Here is a 22,005-nt window from a genome sequence, read left to right on the forward strand (position 1 = left end):
AATATAATAAATAATATAGCTGGTTAAGAAAAAAATAGATATTCTTTTTTAGAATGGAACAGGATACTTTCTTCTTACTTTATCAATATCTGCTAAAACCTCTTGTGATAACTCAAGATTAATAGCTTCAATATTTGTTTTAAGTTGCTGCAGATTGGTTGCACCAATTATACTAGAAGTCATATATGATTTTCTGATTGTAAATGCTATAGCCATTTGGCAAACATCTATATTATGTTTTTTTGCTACAGCAAGATATTCTTCTACAGCTTTATCTACCGTTGGATTATGTCTAGTTGCAAATCTAGCCTTTTGTTCTTCAGAACCCATTACTTCATCAGAAAGTCTACTACCTGCAGGGACTTTACTATTTAGATATTTACCACTTAATATTCCCATCTGTAGAGGTGACCAAGATAGGTATGAAACATCTTCTAATGCACAAGTTTCCATAGTATCAGTTTCATCTCTACGACGCAGCAAGTTATATTCATTTTGAATACTGGCAATCCTTGGTAAATTATATTTTTCAGCAAGCTTGATAAATTGACTAATGCCCCAAGCAGAATCATTTGAAAGACCTATATGGCGAATTTTACCAGCTTTTATAAGTTCATCACATGTTTGTAGAGTTTCTAAGATATTATCTAGAATTTGTTGTTTTGCAGATTCTCCTTGAGATGGTTCAAAATCCCACCAATCAGCAAAATGATAATTAGGCCTATTAACAGGCCAATGAAATTGATAAAGATCAATATAGTCAGTCTTTAATCTTTTTAAACTATTATCTATAGCTGTAATAATATTTGTTTTATTAATAGCTGGATTTTCTTCACCTCGAGCCCAAGGAATTGGTGAGAATTTTGTAGCTAGAATAATTTCTTCTCTTTTTTGTCTAGATTCAATCCAGTTACTTATGATTTCTTCTGTTTTACCATAAGTATTAGGTGTTGGTGGTACAGCATATAGTTCAGCTGTATCCCAGAAGTTTACACCTTGAGTTAATGCATAATCCATTTGCTCAAAGCTTTCAGCTTGTGAATTTTGTAATCCCCAAGTCATAGTTCCAAGACATATCTTACTGATATCAAGATTAGTCTTTCCAAGTTTAGTATATTTCATTTTAAATAATAATTTTTGAGTTTGAAAAGATTATAGCAAATAATATAAATGGTTAAGAGCTAAAAAATAAATATTATAAATTTAGTATGGAACAGGATATTTTCTTCTAACTTTTTCAATATCTGCAAGTACTTCTTCAGATAGATCTAAATTTATAGCATTAATATTTGACTTAAGTTGATGTAAGTTAGTTGCTCCAATTATGCTACAGCTCATATATGGCTTCCTAATTGTAAATGCTAACGCCATTTGACATACATCTAAATTGTGTTTTTTTGCTACTGCAATATATTGTTCTACAGCTGCATCAACTATAGGATTTAGTTTTGCAGCATATCTAGATCTACGTTCAGGAGAGCTCATTCTACTACCTTCAGGAGCATTACCATTTAAGTATTTGCCACTTAATATTCCTGCATGAAGAGGTGACCAAGATAAATATGAAACATTTTCTAATGCACAAGTTTCCATGATATCAGTTTCATCTCTACGACGTAATAAGTTATATTCATGTTGTAAACTAGCTATTCTAGGCAAATTATACTTCTCTGCAAGCTTTAGAAACTGGCTTACTCCCCAAGCAGAGTCATCTGAAAGACCTATATGGCGAATTTTACCAGCTCTTATAAGTTTATCGCATGTTTGTAGAGTCTCTAAGATATTATCTAGAATTTGTTGTTTTGCAGATTCTCCTTGCTGTGATGGTCCAAAGTTCCACCAATTTTCAAAATGATAGTGAGATCTATTAACAGGCCAATGAAATTGATAAAGATCAATGTAGTCAGTTTTTAATCTCTTTAGACTATTATCTACAGCTGTAATAATATTCTGTTTATTAATCGTAGGACTTTTCTCATCCCGAGCCCAAGGAAGTGGTGAAAATTTAGTAGCTAAAATAATTTCTTCTCTTTTTTGTCTAGACTCAAGCCAATTTCCTATGATTGTTTCTGTTTTAGCATAAGTTTTAGGATTTGGAGGGATCGGATACATTTCAGCAGTATCCCAAAAGTTTACTCCTTGAGATAGGGCATAATCCATTTGCTCAAAACCTTCTGACTGAGTATTTTGTTCTCCCCAGGTCATAGTTCCAAGACATATTCTACTAACATTAATATCTGTTTTTCCTAACTTTATATATTTCATTACTTATAATAAATTTTGAATTTTACGACATTATAACAAATAATATTGCTTGTAATAGTTGGAAATCCTCTTTTAAATTTCTAATAAGGAGTAGGATAATTTTATATATTATCTAAAGTTTCCTCTTTAGTTAGGAGTAAATTAGTCGAGTGGATAGGGTGCCCTTTAGCAGTATTCTAGAGGCTTGAGGTTCGAATTAGAGCATATTATCTTAGATAGCTTATAGATTTATAACCTAGATTAGTATTATATTTTATATCTTTATTTGGGAAGGCATCATATCCAATACGTGCTTTATGTAACTTTGAAATATCTAATTTTTCAACTACAACATCTTCTTTGTTAAAATTACCCTTAACCAAATAGTTAAGAGGAAAATCCTTATTTTGTGGTGAAGTAAATAGTATTTGACTAACTCCATCAACACCTCGAGTATGATCTTTATCTAAGCCAGAAGCCATACCAACAACCACACCATAAGCAAAATTCTGTATTGATAGCATCTTTACCGCAGTATGAACTCTATTTAAACCATAAAGATTATTTGTATATGATGGAACTATTATTATGTCAGGTTCTATTTTTGATAGTTTTTGAGATATATTTGGAAATTCGCTAGTGTAACATACTAAAATTACAATTTTAGAGTCTTTATAATTAAGCACTAAAATATTTTTACCATAATTGGTATATCCAACATTTCTTTCTTCGGGCGTTAAGTAGATTTTATCATTCTCTATTATTTGGCCATCTGGTAAACCTATTATAATAGTATTAGATATCTTGCCATTATTATTTTTGGCAATAGTCCCTCCTACTAAAATGACATTAAACTTTTTAGATAATTGAGAAATTAAGTTTTTAGTTTTTGAATAGTAATTACTAAGTTTAGTAATACTTTGTTTATTCCATGGCAGGTTATTGATTAGATTTACAGAATCATCTTCGGGGAAAACAACTATTTCTGCTCCTTTAGCTTTTGCTTGCTTTGTTAATCTTTCAATATTTTTAGCAAATTGATCAAAAGATTGTTGTTTAATAAGCATTTGGACAGCAGCAAAGTTTATTTCTTGACTATATCCAAAACTTATAAATATTATAAGAAATAGTAAGTATTTTATATTTTTAAACATTCTAAAGAAGTCTTAGTATTATAAATACAACGAATTATACTTTTAAAATAACAAAGGTATAGTATTAATTTTTAAGAATCTAATTTTAAATAGAAAAATAAAACAAATCTAGTAATACAGAAACAAAAAAGCCCGCTACAAAGTAGACGGGCTCTATGTTCATATGGCGGAGAAAGAGGGATTCGAACCCCCGGACCTGTTACAGTCAACGGTTTTCAAGACCTTTTTTAGGGGTTATTTTGAAATATAATTATTTTATTTTAAAATAAATAAACCCTTATTATATAAGGCTTTTAGAGGGGTAATTTGATTTTTAGATAAAACTGTTTTATTATTGAATTTAATTTTTGTAGCACCCCATGTAGCACCCCAGAGATATGGCAACGGTCAAATTAACAAAAAATTTTATAAATAATATTGATATAAATTCGATCGATAAAAAAATTGATTATTATGATACAGAGATTAAAGGATTAGTACTAAGAGTATCACCATCTGGAAATAAATCTTATAGGTTAAAATATTATGTAGATAGAAAACCAAAAATACATACAATAGGGAAGCATGGAGGTATTACATTAGTTCAAGCTAAAGCAGAAGCTCAAAGATTGAACTCATTAGTCATACAAGGTTTAGATATAAATGAAGAGAAAAAATCTAAACAAATCGATAATCTTAGTTTTAAGGAATATCTTGATAACTTCTATATAGACTGGTATAGGAACAATAGAAAATCGTATAAGTCTACCATTAATATACTTAAAAATACTGTAAAACCACTTCATAAAATAAAATTAGAGCAAATAAAGCCGAGTATAGTTAACACTTTTGTTACAAAATATCAAAAAGATAGAGGTTGTAGCAATGCTAGAATAAATAGAATTATAGTTGCATTAAAAGGAGCTATAAGTAGAGCTGTTGATTTTAGCTATTTAGAAGAGAATACTTTATCTAAACTTAAAACACTTAGAGAATCATCTCATACTATCAGATATCTTAATGATAAAGAAACAAAGAGGTTCTTTGAATATCTAGAAAAGCAACCTAAGATTCTAAAAGATATTGTAACTGTTGCTTTTTATACTGGTATGCGTAGAAATGAACTATTCTCCTTAAAGTGGAAGAATATAGATTGTCATACTAATCAGATAACACTTGCAGCTAAAGATACTAAAACAAATAAAGGAAGATCTATACCTATACATGAGGAAGTTAAAAAAATTTTTGATAGTATCAGTAAAATTGAGGAATATGTTTTTCTATCAGAAAAGTTAGGCACTAGGTTAACTACCATTAGAAGTTATTGGGAAAGATTTATGAAAGAAGCCAAAATAGAAAGTTTCCGTTTTCATGATCTAAGGCATAATTTTTGTAGTATGTTAGTTATGAAAGGCGTACCAATATATACGGTTGCACAACTAGCAGGTCATGCAGATGTAAAAACTACGCAGATATATGCACATCTTAGTCCTGATGTTAAAAAGTCAGCTATTGATTTGTTGTAGTATAATAGATTAAATGTAAGTTTTTATTAAAATTTATTGGAGATAGAATGGATTTAGGAAATTTTAAATCAGGTTCATTAAGACAAGAGTATAAATATAAAAGCTTTTTGCCTGAGAAAATAAACCATACTTTCACATGGGGTGATCCACAGATAAATACAATGCTTGAAACTGCTACTAGAGCCTTAGGCGAGCTTAATGCTTTTACCATGATTATTCCTAATGTAGATATTTTTATACAAATGCATATTGCTAAAGAGGCAAATACTTCTAGTAAAATTGAAGGTACAAAAACTGAAATGGATGAGGTTTTAATTTCTAAAAATCAAATAGATCCAGAAAAACGGGATGATTGGCAAGAAGTTCATAATTATATTAAAGCCATGAATCATGCTATTAAAGAACTCGATAATATTCCTATCTCTAATAGACTTATTAAAAATATTCATGCTATATTGTTGGATAGTGTTAGAGGAGAAACAAAGTTACCTGGTGAATTTAGAAAGTCTCAAAATTGGATTGGAGGAACTAGCTTGGCTACAGCTTATTTTATTCCTCCTCACTATGAAGAGGTTAATGATTTAATGGGGGACTTAGAAATATTTTTACATAATGAGGATATATTTGTCCCACATCTTATAAAGATAGCTATAGCACATTATCAGTTCGAAACTATCCATCCTTTCTTAGATGGTAATGGTCGCATTGGTAGGTTGATGATTACATTATATTTAGTGAGTAATGGGTTACTTAAAAAGCCATCTTTATATCTATCTGATTTTATAGAGAAAAATAAATCGATATATTATGAGGCACTTACAAGAGTACGAACTGATAATGACTTAATATATTGGATTAAATTTTTCCTTGAAGCAATTATTACTACAGCAAATAGTAGTATTGAAACATTCAAACAGATACTTAACCTAAAACAAGAAGTTGATTCTATAATATTAGGGTTTGGTAAAAGAGCTCCTAATGCAAGTAAATTAATAGAGGTTTTATATCAGAAGCCGATACTTGCAGTAAGTGATATTGTAGAGCGACTAGATGTAAGTAAGCCTACAGCAAACTCGTTAATTAAAGAGTTTGAAAATAAAGGTATTGTATCAGAAGTTACTGGCTATGAGAGGAACAAGCTTTTTGCTTTTGACAGGTATTTAAATATCTATAGTAAAGCTTAACTCTTCAAATTTAACTAAGTATTATTTTAGTAAAGGTAAACTCTTTAAATTTTACTAAGGAATTAAAATTATTTATTTCAAGCTAAAATGCATATACAAAGAAGCTATTTTTGAACAGTTAGGAAAGTCAGATAGCGACACTCACCACCTAAGTTAAAGCAAAATTATACTAGTAATAAACCGTTCAGGTCACATTTCAAGTGTTGATACAATTATATTTATACATCTAAGTAAATAATTTTTACTATGATGATAAAATCAGCTATTAATTTGTTGTAGTACAATATAAAAATATACTCTAAGTCATTATTAGAAGTTATCCAAAGGAAACCTGATACCTCACTCTATATATCCTCCAATAATGACAGCCACCATTATAACAAAACATTTGCTGTAGTTAATAGGGTATATAGCAATCTCAAAATTATTCAAGTCAAGGTAGGTAACATTCAGAGGCTGTATCGGCGAGTGATGATGACAAGAATATTACCTACCAAGGACTTAGTTTGGATAAAGTCTTTAGGGATGAAGAATTTATCCAAAACATGCCATTACTAGAGATCATGAGTAAATACTTTTATGTTAAAAAAAGATCTCTAATAATGACAGGTTTAATTATTACTTATAAATAGGATTAGTATCGTTGACAAGATAGGTCAATCTTTAATAATTTATCTACACTTTTAACATAAAAAATCAGAATTGATACCTAATTTTGAGGCATTATATTTAGAAAATTGAATTTTTATTTTTTCTGCTTTGTAATTTAAACAAGTTATTTCTTTTTTATCAAAATCTATTTCGCAAGGTTTTGGTTCATATATAGGGTGTAGTCCATAAGATATTTGATCTATAATTGGATAAAATCTTTTTTTGAACTTATTTTTATTATCAATAACCCATTTTTTTGAGACCTCTTCAGGCAATGTGAATTTTGTAGATATACATAAAGTAAATGATTTAGTGTTGCTATTTTGTTTTATATGTAACGTTAATTTATAGGCCTCAAAAATTAAATATTTTAAATTTATATCAAACATAATAATTCTCCTATATTTTATTACTTTTTTCTAAAAATTCTGGTTGATATACTCCATTATCTATTATTGGAATAATTTTATAGGATATAGGAACTATTATGGTTGAACATATTAGACTAAATATTAGTTTTGAGATAAAGCTTATAATTGTCATTGACAAGATTGTGTATATAGATTCTCCAATAGGTAACATAATTAAAAAAATTACTGAAAAAGTAAATATAAACTCTCCAATAATATCAGCTAATAATATGCGTAATATGATATTTAATTTTTGATTTTTAAAGACACCCAACATAAAAGAAGCCATGTTTAGTCCCAAGAGAGCAGCTATACAATTATAAAAAAATACATGAGTAAACTCATCTTTCATCGATATATTGTAAGCTTTAGCAAACATTTCTTTCCCTACTGGGGCAGGTAGGTTATTTGTTAATTGCAGAATACCAAACCCAACTCCAATAGTTAATAAAGCGAAGAACGTCATTCTACGAGTATAGATGTAATGATAATTTTCTGTAACTATATTACAAATAACGAAACATATACCAATAAAAAAAATACAGGTAGCACTAGTTGCAATATTAAAAAAATTAAGGAATCTATATGATGTGATCATACTTAAAGCTAAAAAAAGAGTATACATCATAGATAAAATATAGAAGCTGTTCATTTTGTTGGATAGAATGTGCTTTCTATCTAGAGAGAAACCTGATATTTCCTCAAAAATGCTTTTAAAAATTTTATGCATTAAGTTCATAAATAATTTTGACCCTATATGTTTTATATAAAGATCGAAATTATATTATTAAATATAACTTAGTACAAACTTTTTTGTATATTATATAAACTTAGCTAGTCCCACTCTAAATTTAACAGACTTTATATCTATAGTTTCTAACTTATCTCCTTGAGATATGTAATAGTTATCATTAAAGAAAGTTAATTTTCCAATTTTTAAATATTTATTATCATCTTCTAAAACTATTAAAATATTGTTTTTGAAACTCTCTACACTATTGAATTTTTTAATATAAAGTTTTGTACCAAAGGGAAATAAAAAATCATGGGTATTTACAGATATTATAAACTCTACATTTTTCTCTTTTGTAGTATAAACTTTAGTTGTTTCTTTTAAGCATTTTGTTTTAATTTCAGAGGTCGTTATAACTGGTACTTCAATGCCAATGTAATCATTTTTAACTATTTCTCCATCAATAAAAGATAATTTAAGAGCTTTAAGGAATTTAAATAATTCTTGTCCTTTTGGTTCAGATACACCATTAACCCATTTACTTACAGCTCCTTTTGAACTTCCTGTTTCAGAAATAATACTTGTTTGTTTTATTCCAAGCTCTTGCATTCGAGCCATTATAAATTCTTTTGTAAGTTTTTTTATACTCATAATTTATACCTTATGATAATAGTTATCATAAAAAGTTTATTTAGATAAACAATAATTGTAAATAAATAATCAAAAGTTTCTATATGTAAAAAAATAAATAACATATTTGTTGACTTAATAGTTTCTTAATGTAAACTTATTATATCGATATAGTTTCTAATTGGAATCAATGAATAAGAGACAAATAATTAACTTTTTTGGTTCGCCAAAACAAATTTCAATATTAACTAGCAGAAAAAAGTCTGCGATATCAAAATGGTCTAAAAATGGAGTTCCCGCCGACTGTCAAAGAATTTTTTATTACATGACAGATGGACTATTAATACCAGATCGACATGTCTCATATGTTCCTATAGAAGAAATTCAAAAATTAACAAAAGGCAAACTTAAGGCAGGACAGTAGATATGAGTGTCAAAGCAATATCATGGGCATTTGATCAAGATATCAAAGAATCAGGATATAAATTAGTTCTTATAGCCTTAGCTGACTATGCTAATGATGATAATATAGCCTATCCAAGTTTTAGTAGTTTAGAAAAGAAGTGTAGTAGTTCAAGAACTAGTATTTCAAGAGCTATTAATTTTCTTATTGAAATTGGTCTAATTACTAAAGTCAAATTAAGTGATTATGTGGGTAAAAAAGCGGATAAAAGACAGAGCTGTTATTTACTTAACATCGGTAGCAAAACGCTACTAGTAGCAAAACGAGACCAGTATCAAAACGCTACCGATCTTGGTACTGAAACGCTACCTAAGTTGGTATCAAAACGCTACTCTAACCGTAATAAACCATCATATAACCGTCAAAATAATATATATGTCGAAAAATCAAAAAACACTGATTCAATTTCTGACCGGATTTCTCAATGGAAACAACAAGCTAAAAATGAAATTCAACCAACACAAGGTCAGCTAGAAGTTTTTGAGAAGTTTATCACCTATTGGACAGCTCATAATTCAACAGATCATAAATTCTTAGCTGAAAAGCAAAAAGCATTCATCTTCAAACAGAGATTTGCAACATGGCTAGGTAATGTTAAGAAATGGAATCAACCAAGTAACAGACAAACTAATTTTAATCAACAAGCCAACAACACAGGTTGGGATTATCTAGATGAGCTTCATAAACAAGAGACAATCAAAAAGTTTGGTACAGATGATACAGGAGTGATAGGACATGGATAGACAAGAAGTAACCACATTGCTTAAAACGATTAAACTTTGTTACCCATATTGGTACAGCAAGCTCAAAACAGAAGATATGCAAGCGTTAGTGGCTCTATATGAGACTAAGTTTGCAAAAGATGATTTTGAAACTGTACACAAAGCTGTAACAGATCTAGTTGATGAATGTAAGTTTGCACCAACTATGCAAGAGATTCGTTCAAAGATCAAATCGATACAACATAGCCAACAGATACACAGAGAGATTGAAGAGTCTAAAAATAGAATTACTTATAAGCCACCTAAAAAACTTAAAGAAATTGGACTTGATTACCTTAAAAATATTAAACAGCAGATAGCTTAGGAGAACCTCATGTTTGAACAAAAATCAGAAACATTGATAACTGAAAAAGCAATCAAAATGATAACTGAATCAGGTAAGGCTCTAGAGTTGATAAGTATTTGTGATGATATAGCACTGCCTCCTGCTGTTATAGCAGATATGACAGGCGTAACAGTTGTCACGATCCATAACTGGTTTGAAAATGGCAAGCTAACTAATGTTGCTACAGATGGTCAAGTTAAAAAAGCTAAGTTCAAAGAGTTTAAGCATTTGATTAAGAGAAAGGAAGCGTAACTATGAACATGAAATTTTTTAAAATCTTTTGGTTATCAAAGTAGATATATAAATTGAGGTAGTTATGAATATAGCAATATCAAGAAATCAAATAGGTAATGAAGAGATCAATAGTGTAAACGCTAGAGAGTTGCATGTTTTTTTAGAAGTTAAAACAGCATTTAAAGATTGGATAAAAAGAATGCTTGAATATGATTTTGAGGAAAATGCTGATTATATTTCGCTTGCTCAAAAAAGAGCAGGCAATAATGCAACTTTGATTGAGTACATAATCACTCTAGATATGGCAAAAGAAATATCTATGTTACAGAGAACTGAAAAAGGTAAACAAGCTAGAAAATACTTTATTGAATGTGAAAAACAGCTTAAACAAAATAACCCACAAGCCTTGACTAGAAAACAAATATTACAACTGGCTTTAGAATCAGAGCAGAAACTGGAGGTAGCTAATCAAACTATTAAACAGCAAAGATCTAAAGTCTTGTTTGCAGAATCAGTACAAGCATCAAGTACAGATATTTCAGTTGGAGAGTTAGCAAAGATCATTAAGCAAAATGGCTACGATATTGGTGGTATTAGATTATTTCAATGGCTAAGGGATACTGGTTATCTGATTAGAAGACATGGCACAGACTTCAATACACCAACACAACGATCTATGGATTTGGGATTATTTAGAATCAAGGAAGCGACAATTAATCATTCAGATGGTCGAGTAACAATTAGCAAGACAGTTAAAGTTAATGGTAAAGGACAAGTTTATTTTGTGAATAAGTTTGCTCTTATGAAAGAACGTGGGCTTGATAGGGTACATTAGAAGAAATATTTATAGATAGTATTCATCTGCTATTTATATTTGAATGCCAGCATGAACTAGTAACCATTTGTAAAATATAAATTTAGAGGGGATTTTATGAACTACTATATTAGCAAACACAAAAATAGATATGCTGTTTTTAGCGTACAAGATGGAGTTCTTAAAACCTTTTGGACTCTGTGGGGAGCTACAAGATTTATCAATAAGTTAAGAAGAGATAGGAGATTAGTAAATGGCTGATAACTCAATACTGGACTACGAAATAACTTATTGGATGAATCCCTCAAGCTCAAGTAATTATGGGAATAAAGATTGTGAAAGGTTACATCATGATAGATCGTTAGGAACTATGGAAATAGGTTTTAATAATCTAAAAAAACTTCAAAAAAGAGGTTTAACAATTATTAGTAAAAAAGATAAAGATTTTCTAAAGAATTCGTTTTTGATAAGCGAACACGATCCCATTCTAAAAGAGAGATTAGAGCTAATTGTTCAATCTCATAGGACTTTGCTAAGTCGTGATCTTCAAGATAGAGAGCAATATCAACACCAGCTTATTCAGGAGTATGGTAAGAACCTATATTTTGACCAATTAGTAAGACAGTCAAGTAACGGTAAAGGATAAATTTATAATGCAGTTAACACAAGCTAATATTAAGAAAATCAAACATAGTCAAAGATCTTCTAATATTGAAAAGATTAGAGATATTTCTAACCTGTATTTACAAATTAATACTAGGGATAAAAAGAGTTGGCTTTATAGATATTCGTTTAATAAAAAGCAAAAAAGCTTAGGGTTAGGTGCATTTCCTCAGATTAATTTAACTGAGGCAAGACAGATTGCTCAAAAGTATAACCAGGTGAAAGCTACAGGAATAGACCCAGCTAATTATTTAATAACAAGAAAGATTAAACATAACAAATCACTTAATATTTTAATAGATGAGTATTTAGAAAAGAAATCATCTAAAGTTAGAGAGCCCACACTTTGTTTAATTAGAAAATATTTATCTAATGATATCCAACCATATTTTAAAGGTAAAATCATTGATGAGATACAGCTTTTTGAAATCGTAAATTTATTAGATAAGTTTAGTACAACACCATCAAAACAAAAAAAGATCAAGTCAATATTATCAGGTATTTATAAGCTTGCTACTATTAAGGGCTTATGTAAGCAGAATATAATGTTAAATGACTTTACCGAGGTTATTTCAACTAATAAAAGTAGTCATTATGCTTTTATAAACCCAATCACACAACAAGGTGATTTTTCAATCTTACTTTATAAGTTAGCTAATACTAAATTATCTCTAAGGTATTCTGTAGCTCTTCAACTATTACCATTATTAGCATTTAGACCAAGTATGTTATGTCAGCTCAAGTGGGAATATTTTAATCAAAGTAATAAGTGTTTAGTTATTCCAGCTAATGTTATGAAGATGAAACAAGAGTTTAAGCAACCATTGAGTAAACAAGCTTATGATTTGATTATGTATATAAAGCCATATACAGCTAACAATAATTATATTTTTTCAGACCATAAAGATAATCATATTAGCCCTGATAGATTAAGAGAGATTGTACAACATGAATTAGGTTTTAATGGAGTTACAATGCTTAAACAGACTATACATGGTTTTAGACACTCAGTATCTACTGGATTATATCATTTACAGGGTGAACATAAGTGGCAGTCAGAAGCTATAGAGTTAATTCTTGATCACAGAAAAAGAGATAAGATTCAGTCAATTTACAATAAGTATGAATATATTGAAGAAAGACGAGAGATTTTACAGGTTTGGGCTAACTATTTAGATAAGTTGAGATCAAGAATAAAAAAACTCAACACACAATCCAACACACAACTTAAAAAAAAGAGGTTGAAAGCTATGTATAGTAAGGGTTTGAGTATGGTAACAGATAGGTTTATAAAAATTAGTATTAAATCTAAATGCTTATGCATAAAGGGTTTGAGGCTAAATATGGGGTGCTTATAGTAATCTCAGTGTATAAGACCAATAAGTTTAGTAAATAAGATTGATAATTTTAAGGATGTTTTAGATATGACGGAAGATATTTTAATAAATGAGGATGATATTTGCGGAGAAGCTTATATTCATATGGAAAATGTATTTGTAGATGATATGGAAGAAGAATTAATTAGTTTTAAAGAGTTAGAAGATAAATGGAATTTAACTAGAAATACACTTTTTAGATATGCGAAAGATCTTGGTATTAGGAGAATTAAGCAAAGCACGCCTCATGGTAGTTATAGATATGGTTTAACATACAAAGATACTGTAAGACTAAAAGATTATAAAAATCAACTTGAAGATAGACTGGCTCAAATATATATAAGGGATATGGTAGTTAATGATTATCTGAAGACAGCTTTTGGACAGTTTGGCAGTAGGAAATTTATGGAATAATATAAAAGATAGGCGAGGAAATGAAAAATATCAAATTTGAAGTACCAGTATATTATCAATTTTCAAAACAACTACGACCTACATTAATAGGTATGAATTGGTATCGAAATGCACTTTTTTGGGAAACTAATAATGTTAAGAAATATTATCATGAATTAGTTTACTCAATCGTTAAACAAAATCGTTCACCTATTCTTGATGGTAAGTATGAAGTTTACTATAAGTATTACCTAAAGAGAAAGACAACTGATCTAATGAATGTTGGCTCAATAATAGATAAGTTTGTGCAAGATGCTTTAATTGAGTCAAAGCTAATCAAAGATGACAGTACACCATACTATAGAAATGCAAATTTTACAGTAGGTGAAGTTGATAGGGATAATCCGCGTATGTTGGTGGAGCTAAGACCATGTTTAGATTAGTACCTATTATAATATTATTAAGTAGTTGTAGTATGTTGAAACCTGCTAAACTACTTGATAAGTTACTTACAACTCAATCAGCTAAAGACCTTTCAACATCTCAATTTCAAACTATGGCTAGTGTAGGTCTGTCTGCACGAGATACAAAGACGAATCAATATAGAGATTCTAATATTAAAAGCAAAGATACAGAAACAAACCATAAGCTAAATATAGATGATACAAAAGCACAACTTAATGTAGGCTCAAAGGTAGTTGACAAAAGCTCACGTAAAAACAATATATTAACTGATACAAAAACAAGTACTAATGACGATAAATATATGGCTAAAAGAGATATCTATCAAAATAACCAAGATGATATTTCAGCATTAGTTGTAGTCATAGTATCAATGATATTAACTATGTTAATACTGATATTCACATATTGGTTAGGTGGATATATAGCATTAAAGAGGATTGGTAAGTATTTGACAAAAAAGGGGAGTTGATATGTACACTGTCACCTATCGTAGAATGATAAATGCTATTGGCAAAGAATGGACTGACAAGGTATTTGCTAAGTGTGAGAGATACAATATAGAAGATATGCGTATTGGTTCAATAGGGTCACATTACGAAGAGAAATTTATTAATTTCATAGGAGACAAAGGCATAGCATATAAAATTGCAGATGAATTTCAAGGTGAGCAAATACTCATGCACAAATACCTAAAAAAAGAGTTAGAAAAGCTAGCAAAAACTGCTGTTGAGATATTATTTTCAAATGGATTAACTGTTGAGAATATAGATTGTGTTTTAAATAGTTACATTGATAGGAAAATAATTAGGCAAACTACTAAACAATATGGTTTGATTATATGAGTATAGAATATACAAAAGATGATTTATTAGAAAGTTTGATTAAGATAAATGTATACATGAGTTGTTTAGGTATTAAGTTTATTATTGATACAACAAGCTTGATTAGTATATTTGATAGCCTAGTTCCTCGAGGTATAATTAAGATCAATGTTAGCAAACATTATAGATGTAGCTTAGTGTTAATAATATTATCAGAGGTTAATACTGCCTTTAAGATTTCAAAGGGGTTGATGAATTTGTCTAAAAAGTTAAAAGATAAAGAGACTACATACCTTATTCAAAATAAAATTATAGAAATACAGCAACAATTACTGGAAGCTTACGAAAATATCTGTAAGCGTGATCAAAGAGTAAGTGAATTAGAAGCTATAGTTAATAAAGATAAAGCAACATGTAGGTATTGCAATAGTGACAATATCATTTTTAACAAAATGATACCTAGTAAGAATATGAGATTTAAATATTATTATTACACGTGTCAAGACTGTAATGAAAAAGCTTATATTATAGAGAACGCTGAGAAAAAGTACTAATAGAAATCATGATTAAGATAAATGTATACATGAGTTGTTTGAAACTAGTGTTAATTTTTGCTCTTAAAACATATTGTCCAAATAATATATAAGTATATAATATGAGATTTAAATTCTCTAAGGTATTTATAAATTATCTTTGAATGAAAAATGACAGTAAATCTATTGCTGAAGTTGCAACTATTCTTTCCATACTTCCTAGTGAAGTAGTTGAACGTCTTAAAATAATAGGAGGTTACAGCAATGAATTATCAAAAGGATCTTGGAAAGCCCAAGTATACATAAGAGATATTGAATATCTTGATAATTTTAAAGCTATAGAAATTGCTTATCAGCAAGGAATGAATGTACTTGTTGAAAGGATTAAAAGGCAACCTTCGAGATATAGAATGTTTACTCATAATTTAATGAAAAGATCGATCTAAGTTTATGAAACAAATAAGTATTTTAATATTGTTAATATTTACATTGGGTACAGTTTTCGCATCTAATATTGCATATGTAAATATGTCGAAAGTATATGAGTATCAACGAGTTAATACTCCAAGTACGATAGATGAAGAAAATAAACAATTAATTCAAGTAATTCATAAATATATAGAGAATGTTAAACCTTTTGTAGATATGAGAAAGAAACAGATTAAAGAACTTAATATTAGAATGAATAGTATTCATGATAAACAGTCTCTTATTTATAAAGAGCTTATAGTAGAGAAGAACAGATATCAAAGTGATATTAATTTTGTAAATAAACAGTTTTCAGATGAAGAAGAAAAAGCAGCTCCAGATTTGTCTAAGTATAAGCAATCAAATCTCAATAATATTGATAAGGTAAGTAAAGAAATTATCAGTGCTGGAAAATATGATGCAATTATGGATACAAAATATTTAGTCAGATACTCGCCTAAAAAAGACATTACTCAAGAATTTATTAGTAAGCTAAAAGACTTAAGAAAAGAAGAGCAGATCTAAAGCTCTTATTTATTCACTGTTTCTTTAAGAGTCTTACCAGCTTTAAAATGAGGAACAGTAGCCGAAGCTATTTTAATAGTTTCGCCAGTCTTTGGATTTCTACCGTCTCTAGCAGCTCTATGTTTAGCTTGGAATGTACCAAAACCTACAAGAGTTATATCTTCTTTCTTTTTAAGAGAGTCAGTAATGGCATTAGTAAAAGCTTTTAAACATTTTTCAGCATCCGCAATAGTAACGTCAGCCTGCTTAGCAATTGCATGTACTAATTCATTTTTATTCATATCTATTCCTATTTTTTTGTTATTACAAATCTAACTATATAACGAAATATAAAGCTGTGTAAAGTAAATTATATCTTTTGGAAGTGATTTTAGAATACAAAACTATTTTCAAAAAGTCACCACACATCAAATAAGTTATCACATTAAAATTTAATCATGATTAAGCTAATTGTAAAAATTTCACCTGCTTTTGTTTGGCATTTTAAGGCTGTTTATGGGGTTGGGTTTAGGTAGATATCTACACGCTTAAATTAACGCTTAATATAGCTCAAAGGTACTTTCTGTAAGGGTTTGAGTGTGGGTTTGATTAACTCGCATGATTTACATAGTGGGTGGAAATTTGAAATTGAGGGGTCAATGACTATATCTACAGACAAAGGATTGATAGTTAACAAGCAAGAGTTAGCCAATACTTTTGGGGTTGATGTTACTACTGTAGATAAGTGGATACGAAATGGTTGCCCTTATGTTGAGAAAGGCTCCAAAGGTGTAGCTTGGCAATATAATACTGCAGATGTTATCAAGTGGCGAAGAGATAGAGATGTTGAGTATGCCACTAAAGATACTTTTGATGTTACAAGTGATGTTAAAGAACTTGATATTAATATCAAACAAGAAAAGCTAAGACTAACCAAATACCAAGCAGATGAGCAGAAAGTTAAAGCAGAAAGAGCAGAGAGGAAATTAATACCCATTGAAGATGTGCAGTTAGTTTTAGGTGATTTATTTGTAATTATGAAAGATAAGTTACTTAATATCCCTGAAAGAGTAGAGATTGAACTATTAGGAGAAACGGACGCTAAGAAATTTAATAAGGTGCTATTAAGAGAAGTTAAGGACGCTATTGATTCTATATTAAATGGTGAATCAATTATTATAGATCAGATATTGGAGAAATCAGATGAAGAGTAGGGATGCTCATAAACTAATATACAGTTTATTAGGTCAATATTTTAAACCACCTGAAGATTTAACAATATCTGAATGGTCAGCAAAAAATGTATTTATGCCTAGTGGTACATCAGCTAGACCAGGGAAATGGCAAACAACCTCATATCAAGAGGGAGTATTTGAAGCATTATTAGATGATTCTGTACAGATAGTAACATTAATGTGGGGAGCTCAATTAGGTAAGACAGCGATACTTAATAATACAATTGGCTACTTTATAGCCCATCAACCTGAATCACAAATCATGATGCAACCGAGTAATGCTGACTTAAAGAAATGGCTTGTATCTAAGTTTGAACCAATGATTAGTTATTCAAATGCAGTTAATCAATCATTAGCAAAGCCTCGTTCAAGAGATGGTGTTAATAGTCAAACAATGAAGACATACAAGGGTGGGACATTAACTTTTGCATGGTCAGGTTCACCTACAACGCAAAAAGGTATATCAGCTCCGAAAATATATTGTGACGAGGTTGATGGATACGAAAGAAATAATGAGGGTCACCCTGTTAATTTACTATCTCAAAGATCAGCTTCATTTGGAAGAAAAAGAAAGATGTTAATTACAAGCACCCCGACACTCAAAGGTGCTTCATTTGTTGAGATGAGTTATGAATCAGGAGATAGAAGAGAGTTTTTTGTGCCATGTATTTATTGTGGGTATGAGCAAACTTTGAAATGGAAAAATGTTAAGTGGCTGAAAGGTGAAGATGGCGATCATGACTTAGAAACAGTTAAATACTTTTGTGAGAACTGCGGTGTTGGTTTAAGTGATATTGAAAAACGTAAGATGGTAGAGGCTGGTAAATGGATAGCACAAAATAAATTTAATGGTCATGCTTCTTTTCATTTAAACGAATTATACAGTCCATTTCGCTTAATGAAAGATATAGCCCGTTCTTTTTTGGATAAAAAAAAGACAAATGATATCCGTAGTTTTGTCAATATGTCACTTGCTGAAACATTTGAAGATAGAGGAGAAAGAGTAGAGTCGCATGAGTTATTAAATAGAGTAGAGCAGTATGATGTTATGCCTAAAAACTGTTTTGTAATTACAGCAGGCATAGATGTTCAATTAGATCGTATTGAGGTACAAAGTATAGGCTGGGGCGTAGGTGAAGAGTCTTTTGTTTTGGACTATCAAATATTTTATGGTAACACTGATGAAAATGATGTTTGGAATAAATTATCGAGATATTTAGATACAAAGAAATTTACATATTGTGATGGTAGAAAATTTGGTATAACGATGTCGGCTTTAGATACTGGGGGTACTGGTAATATGACATCCAAAGCATATGACTATATTAGAAGTAGGAGAAAAAGAGCAAATCCTTATGCAATTAAGGGTAGCTCAAATATTCATGCACCATTGTATGTAAGACCATCATTAATTAAAGCACCAAATAAACGAAATATTGAGTTATATAGCATAGGCACATCAGAAGCAAAAACAATAATCTATCAAAGATTAAAAAAGAAAGAAAAAAGAGGTGATTTTGTTATTCATTTTAAAAAAGGTTTATGTGATGAAGTTTATTTTAATCAGTTAACTGCTGAGGAGAAAAAGATTAGATGGGTTAAAGGATATCCTAAGGTTGAATGGAAGAATATTGCTAAAGATAAGAGAAATGAGGCATTAGATACATTTGTGTATGCACTTGTAGCACTAAGAATAGCCAATATTAATTTATATCAGATATACGAAGACTTAATAAAAAAGAAAGAGGTTAAAAAGTGAGTGGATTATCAAGATATACAGGAAAGTTGATTGATGACTTTGAAAGTGTCAAGCAATCAATAGATGATATTTTAAGCACTCCTAAAGGTAGTAGAGTTATGAGAAGAGATTATGGAAGTGATTTACATAAATATATTGACTCACCACTTAATAAAAGCAATATTGCAAAAATATATTTATCAGTTGTTCAAGCTATAACTGATTTTGAGCCTAGAGTATCTTTAGAAAAAAACAAGATTAATGTATCAGCAGATGAAACAGGCCATTTAATTATTGGATTTGAATTTATATACAAACCTAAAGGCACCAAACATACTATAAGAGGAGTTAAGATATGAGTTTTGATCTTAGTAAATTACCTTTACCTGATGCTATATCCAAAGTTAGCTATGATGATAATCTGAGTGCTTTGTTGAAACAATTTAAAACTTTGACTCCTGATTGGGATGTATATTTAGCTTCTGACCCAGTAGTTAAGATATTTGAGTCTTGTGCATATTTATTAACCTTGAAAGATCAACAAAGAAACGATCAAATTCAAGCAGTATTAATATCTAGTTCATCAGGTGATGATTTAGATAATTTAGGGGCTTTATTTTCAGTTGCCAGAGCTAAAGATGAAAAAGATGATAGATATAGACAACGTATATTAGGGGCATTATCTTTATTATCATCAGCAGGTATAGCAAAGGCATATGAGACTTTAGCACTACAAGCTGATAGTGATGTTGAATATGCAGTAGCTTATGATGATGACAAACAACCAGCTAAAGCATTTATAACTATTCAGTCTTTAAGTTCCAAAGATGGTAGTGCTTCAGCTGATTTAGTTAAAAAAGTAAATGATTATTTGAATAGTCCTGATAGAAAACCATTAGGAGCAGATGTTATTGTCTCAGGTGTTGATGTTATTGATTATCAAATTAAAGCAGAAATTAAGATCGAGAACGACGCAGATGAAACTATAGTAAAAAAAACCATATCTAATAACTTATTAAGTTTAACAAATCAAAAAAAGAGAATAGGAGCAGAAATAGCATTATCAGAGATATACGCTTCGATGAATATAGAGGGAGTAGCTGTTGTGACAAGCTTATCATCACCTACACAAAACATATATACATCAAATCAAGAATTACCATATTGCACTAGTATTATATTTTGAGGTTAGTTATGTCATTTTTTCCACCTAACACAACTGAATTAGAAAGAAACATAATACAGAGTTTTAAAAATGTATTAGATCAAAAAGATATACTTATAGATAAACTTTATAATACAAAGCTATGTCCTGATTTTCTTTTACTATATTTAGCATATTTCATGGATGTTGATTTTTCTATATACAATAGTCTATCAGATCAACAAAAAAGAGAATATATACTTCAATCTATAGCTATTCATAGAAAGAAAGGTACATCAGGAGCATTAAAAGATGCACTTAATATTGGAGGATATACTTTTAATATAATCGAATGGTATCAAGATAATTCAACAGCAGGCACAGCTAAATTAAAACTACAAACTCAAAATAAAGAATTTGAAATAGATAAAGTTAAAAATATAGTCAATAAAAATAAGAATGTTCAAACAATTATAAATTACATAATCGATACATCAAACAACGCTACACTATATTGTGGTGGAGCAGTCAAAATAAGACTTAAAATAACAGGAGATATCAATGCCAAATCAACTACATCTAACAAGTAAAGCACTTAGTGATATTGCTAATTTAGAAGCTACAGGAGAGAAAATACAACTAATTACATTTGCTGTTACAGATTCTAATGTTGATGATGAGCAGACAGTTGGTAATATTATTTTTAGTGGTACTTTGAATAATATAGCTCTTGACCCACTCAATAAAAATACACTGATTTTGACAGCTGTGGTTCCAAATTTAGAAACTGTTAAAGGTATTGTTAGAAAAATATATATTTATGATAATAAAAAAAATACCTTTGCATATGGTCTTGTTCCTGAATTTGAACTTAAAGGTGATAAATCTCTTGAAGCAGAATTACAATGTCATATTGTTTTTTCTGATACAGCTGATGTTAATCTTAATGCACCTGTAGAGTCATATGTAGATATTGATACATTTAAAAAGCATAATCATGATACTAGATATTATTTAAAGGCTGAAATTGATAGTGATATTGATAGTTTGAAATCACAAATTTCGCAAATTAAAACAGTATTAGAATCAGGATTAGAACCTATAGGGCATATTGCTATGTTTTATAGTACTGTTGCCCCAAAGAATTATTTAATTATTGATGGTTCTTGGTGGCTTAAAACAACATATAATGATTTGTGGATGGCTTTACAAGGAAAACCAAATGTTGAAGAAAGTCCAGATAAGTTATCATTTAGGATTAGTGACGCTAGAGGTTTATTCCCTAGATTTTTAGATAATAGTAGAGATTTAGATAAAGATAGGTCTTTAGGAAGTTATCAAGAAGATCAAATCAAAGCTCACTCACATGAAATAGGTTTTGGTGCCACATCGAGTACAAATACAGGCCAAACTCCAGCAGGCAAAGATGGAGTTACAAATATGAATGTTGCGACAGCAAAAACTGGCGGTACTGAAACAAGAGCAAAAAACATCGCATATTTGGCATGCATTAAATATCAACTGTACTAATTTTTT

At 29.7% G+C, this 22,005-nt stretch carries 30 protein-coding genes; 23 read left to right on the forward strand and 7 right to left on the reverse strand.

Annotated features, from left to right (window positions below):
* Positions 1–48 precede the first annotated feature (48 nt).
* From F3D62_RS06205 to F3D62_RS06215, 3 genes are all read right to left on the reverse strand, one after another.
* Positions 49–1,122: an aldo/keto reductase gene (locus F3D62_RS06205; protein ID WP_150467383.1), complete on the reverse strand. Its 1,074-nt coding sequence runs from the start codon at positions 1,120–1,122 to the stop codon at positions 49–51.
* A gap of 81 nt (positions 1,123–1,203) precedes the next feature.
* Positions 1,204–2,265, reverse strand: a complete 1,062-nt coding sequence (locus tag F3D62_RS06210; RefSeq protein WP_150467384.1) for an aldo/keto reductase — start codon at positions 2,263–2,265, stop codon at positions 1,204–1,206.
* Positions 2,266–2,471: 206 nt separating this feature from the next.
* Positions 2,472–3,398 (reverse strand): nitrilase-related carbon-nitrogen hydrolase, encoded by a 927-nt coding sequence (locus F3D62_RS06215; RefSeq protein ID WP_150467385.1) that lies wholly within the window; start codon positions 3,396–3,398, stop codon positions 2,472–2,474.
* A gap of 377 nt (positions 3,399–3,775) precedes the next feature.
* Here F3D62_RS06215 and F3D62_RS06220 point away from each other — a divergent pair, with 377 nt between their 5' ends.
* Both F3D62_RS06220 and F3D62_RS06225 read left to right on the forward strand, forming a co-directional pair.
* Positions 3,776–4,903 carry a site-specific integrase gene (locus tag F3D62_RS06220; protein WP_150467386.1) on the forward strand — a complete coding sequence of 376 codons (1,128 nt, stop codon included), beginning with the start codon at positions 3,776–3,778 and terminating at the stop codon, positions 4,901–4,903.
* A 47-nt stretch (positions 4,904–4,950) separates the two neighbouring features.
* Positions 4,951–6,087, forward strand: a complete 1,137-nt coding sequence (locus F3D62_RS06225) for a Fic family protein (RefSeq protein WP_150467387.1) — start codon at positions 4,951–4,953, stop codon at positions 6,085–6,087.
* Positions 6,088–6,770: 683 nt separating this feature from the next.
* On the opposite strand, the gene F3D62_RS06230 is transcribed toward F3D62_RS06225, so the two are convergent.
* The 3 genes from F3D62_RS06230 to F3D62_RS06240 form a co-directional block, all read right to left on the reverse strand.
* The gene (locus F3D62_RS06230; protein ID WP_150467388.1) at positions 6,771–7,127 is read right to left on the reverse strand and encodes a hypothetical protein; all 357 of its coding nucleotides are present in this window, start codon (positions 7,125–7,127) and stop codon (positions 6,771–6,773) included.
* A 10-nt stretch (positions 7,128–7,137) separates the two neighbouring features.
* Positions 7,138–7,746 carry a VUT family protein gene (locus F3D62_RS06235; protein WP_191092550.1) on the reverse strand — a complete coding sequence of 203 codons (609 nt, stop codon included), beginning with the start codon at positions 7,744–7,746 and terminating at the stop codon, positions 7,138–7,140.
* A gap of 222 nt (positions 7,747–7,968) precedes the next feature.
* Complete coding sequence (locus F3D62_RS06240; RefSeq protein WP_150467390.1) at positions 7,969–8,532, reverse strand: helix-turn-helix domain-containing protein; 564 nt, start codon at positions 8,530–8,532, stop codon at positions 7,969–7,971.
* Between the two features lie 169 nt (positions 8,533–8,701).
* Between F3D62_RS06240 and F3D62_RS06245 the strand changes: the two genes are divergently transcribed.
* From F3D62_RS06245 to F3D62_RS06310, 15 genes are all read left to right on the forward strand, one after another.
* Positions 8,702–8,935, forward strand: a complete 234-nt coding sequence (locus tag F3D62_RS06245; protein WP_150467391.1) for a hypothetical protein — start codon at positions 8,702–8,704, stop codon at positions 8,933–8,935.
* A gap of 2 nt (positions 8,936–8,937) precedes the next feature.
* On the forward strand, positions 8,938–9,717 hold the full coding sequence (locus F3D62_RS06250; protein WP_150467392.1) for a helix-turn-helix domain-containing protein: 780 nt from the start codon (positions 8,938–8,940) through the stop codon (positions 9,715–9,717).
* A complete protein-coding gene (locus F3D62_RS06255; protein WP_150467393.1) occupies positions 9,710–10,060 on the forward strand; it encodes a replicative helicase loader/inhibitor in 351 nt (116 codons plus the stop codon). Before F3D62_RS06250 ends, F3D62_RS06255 begins: the two co-directional genes overlap by 8 nt.
* Before the next feature lie 9 nt (positions 10,061–10,069).
* Positions 10,070–10,333 carry a hypothetical protein gene (locus tag F3D62_RS06260; protein WP_150467394.1) on the forward strand — a complete coding sequence of 88 codons (264 nt, stop codon included), beginning with the start codon at positions 10,070–10,072 and terminating at the stop codon, positions 10,331–10,333.
* 64 nt (positions 10,334–10,397) lie between these two features.
* Positions 10,398–11,150: a phage antirepressor KilAC domain-containing protein gene (locus F3D62_RS06265; protein WP_150467395.1), complete on the forward strand. Its 753-nt coding sequence runs from the start codon at positions 10,398–10,400 to the stop codon at positions 11,148–11,150.
* A 96-nt stretch (positions 11,151–11,246) separates the two neighbouring features.
* Positions 11,247–11,390, forward strand: coding sequence for a hypothetical protein (locus F3D62_RS12745; RefSeq protein WP_191092551.1), 144 nt, complete (start codon positions 11,247–11,249; stop codon positions 11,388–11,390).
* On the forward strand, positions 11,383–11,775 hold the full coding sequence (locus F3D62_RS06270; RefSeq protein WP_150467396.1) for a hypothetical protein: 393 nt from the start codon (positions 11,383–11,385) through the stop codon (positions 11,773–11,775). Before F3D62_RS12745 ends, F3D62_RS06270 begins: the two co-directional genes overlap by 8 nt.
* Before the next feature lie 7 nt (positions 11,776–11,782).
* Positions 11,783–13,150, forward strand: a complete 1,368-nt coding sequence (locus tag F3D62_RS06275; RefSeq protein ID WP_150467397.1) for a tyrosine-type recombinase/integrase — start codon at positions 11,783–11,785, stop codon at positions 13,148–13,150.
* 66 nt (positions 13,151–13,216) lie between these two features.
* Entirely contained in the window at positions 13,217–13,582 is a 366-nt protein-coding gene (locus F3D62_RS06280) for a hypothetical protein (RefSeq protein ID WP_150467398.1), read from the forward strand.
* Between the two features lie 20 nt (positions 13,583–13,602).
* The gene (locus F3D62_RS06285; RefSeq protein WP_150467399.1) at positions 13,603–14,004 is read left to right on the forward strand and encodes a hypothetical protein; all 402 of its coding nucleotides are present in this window, start codon (positions 13,603–13,605) and stop codon (positions 14,002–14,004) included.
* On the forward strand, positions 13,992–14,495 hold the full coding sequence (locus F3D62_RS06290) for a hypothetical protein (RefSeq protein ID WP_150467400.1): 504 nt from the start codon (positions 13,992–13,994) through the stop codon (positions 14,493–14,495). The genes F3D62_RS06285 and F3D62_RS06290 overlap by 13 nt, the downstream gene beginning before the upstream one ends.
* A gap of 1 nt (position 14,496) precedes the next feature.
* Entirely contained in the window at positions 14,497–14,868 is a 372-nt protein-coding gene (locus F3D62_RS06295; protein WP_150467401.1) for a hypothetical protein, read from the forward strand.
* Entirely contained in the window at positions 14,865–15,401 is a 537-nt protein-coding gene (locus F3D62_RS06300; protein WP_150467402.1) for a hypothetical protein, read from the forward strand. The genes F3D62_RS06295 and F3D62_RS06300 overlap by 4 nt, the downstream gene beginning before the upstream one ends.
* 143 nt (positions 15,402–15,544) lie before the next feature.
* Positions 15,545–15,826, forward strand: coding sequence for a hypothetical protein (locus tag F3D62_RS06305; protein WP_150467403.1), 282 nt, complete (start codon positions 15,545–15,547; stop codon positions 15,824–15,826).
* Positions 15,827–15,830: 4 nt separating this feature from the next.
* Positions 15,831–16,373: an OmpH family outer membrane protein gene (locus F3D62_RS06310; protein WP_150467404.1), complete on the forward strand. Its 543-nt coding sequence runs from the start codon at positions 15,831–15,833 to the stop codon at positions 16,371–16,373.
* Between the two features lie 5 nt (positions 16,374–16,378).
* Here the strand turns inward: F3D62_RS06310 and F3D62_RS06315 are convergent, their stop codons facing one another.
* Complete coding sequence (locus F3D62_RS06315) at positions 16,379–16,654, reverse strand: HU family DNA-binding protein (RefSeq protein ID WP_150467405.1); 276 nt, start codon at positions 16,652–16,654, stop codon at positions 16,379–16,381.
* Between the two features lie 297 nt (positions 16,655–16,951).
* Between F3D62_RS06315 and F3D62_RS06320 the strand changes: the two genes are divergently transcribed.
* The 6 genes from F3D62_RS06320 to F3D62_RS06345 are packed head-to-tail and all read left to right on the forward strand — an operon-like array spanning position 16,952 to position 21,999.
* Positions 16,952–17,566: a terminase small subunit gene (locus tag F3D62_RS06320; RefSeq protein WP_150467406.1), complete on the forward strand. Its 615-nt coding sequence runs from the start codon at positions 16,952–16,954 to the stop codon at positions 17,564–17,566.
* Positions 17,556–19,346 carry a phage terminase large subunit family protein gene (locus F3D62_RS06325; protein ID WP_150467407.1) on the forward strand — a complete coding sequence of 597 codons (1,791 nt, stop codon included), beginning with the start codon at positions 17,556–17,558 and terminating at the stop codon, positions 19,344–19,346. The genes F3D62_RS06320 and F3D62_RS06325 overlap by 11 nt, the downstream gene beginning before the upstream one ends.
* A complete protein-coding gene (locus F3D62_RS06330; protein ID WP_150467408.1) occupies positions 19,343–19,684 on the forward strand; it encodes a GPW/gp25 family protein in 342 nt (113 codons plus the stop codon). The genes F3D62_RS06325 and F3D62_RS06330 overlap by 4 nt, the downstream gene beginning before the upstream one ends.
* The gene (locus tag F3D62_RS06335) at positions 19,681–20,511 is read left to right on the forward strand and encodes a baseplate J/gp47 family protein (RefSeq protein ID WP_150467409.1); all 831 of its coding nucleotides are present in this window, start codon (positions 19,681–19,683) and stop codon (positions 20,509–20,511) included. Before F3D62_RS06330 ends, F3D62_RS06335 begins: the two co-directional genes overlap by 4 nt.
* Positions 20,512–20,519: 8 nt before the next feature.
* Positions 20,520–21,059, forward strand: a complete 540-nt coding sequence (locus F3D62_RS06340; protein ID WP_150467410.1) for a phage tail protein I — start codon at positions 20,520–20,522, stop codon at positions 21,057–21,059.
* Complete coding sequence (locus F3D62_RS06345; RefSeq protein WP_150467411.1) at positions 21,031–21,999, forward strand: phage tail protein; 969 nt, start codon at positions 21,031–21,033, stop codon at positions 21,997–21,999. The genes F3D62_RS06340 and F3D62_RS06345 overlap by 29 nt, the downstream gene beginning before the upstream one ends.
* Positions 22,000–22,005 lie beyond the last annotated feature (6 nt).

It is taken from the genome of Francisella sp. SYW-9, from assembly GCF_008711465.1.
Lineage (GTDB): Bacteria > Pseudomonadota > Gammaproteobacteria > Francisellales > Francisellaceae > Francisella.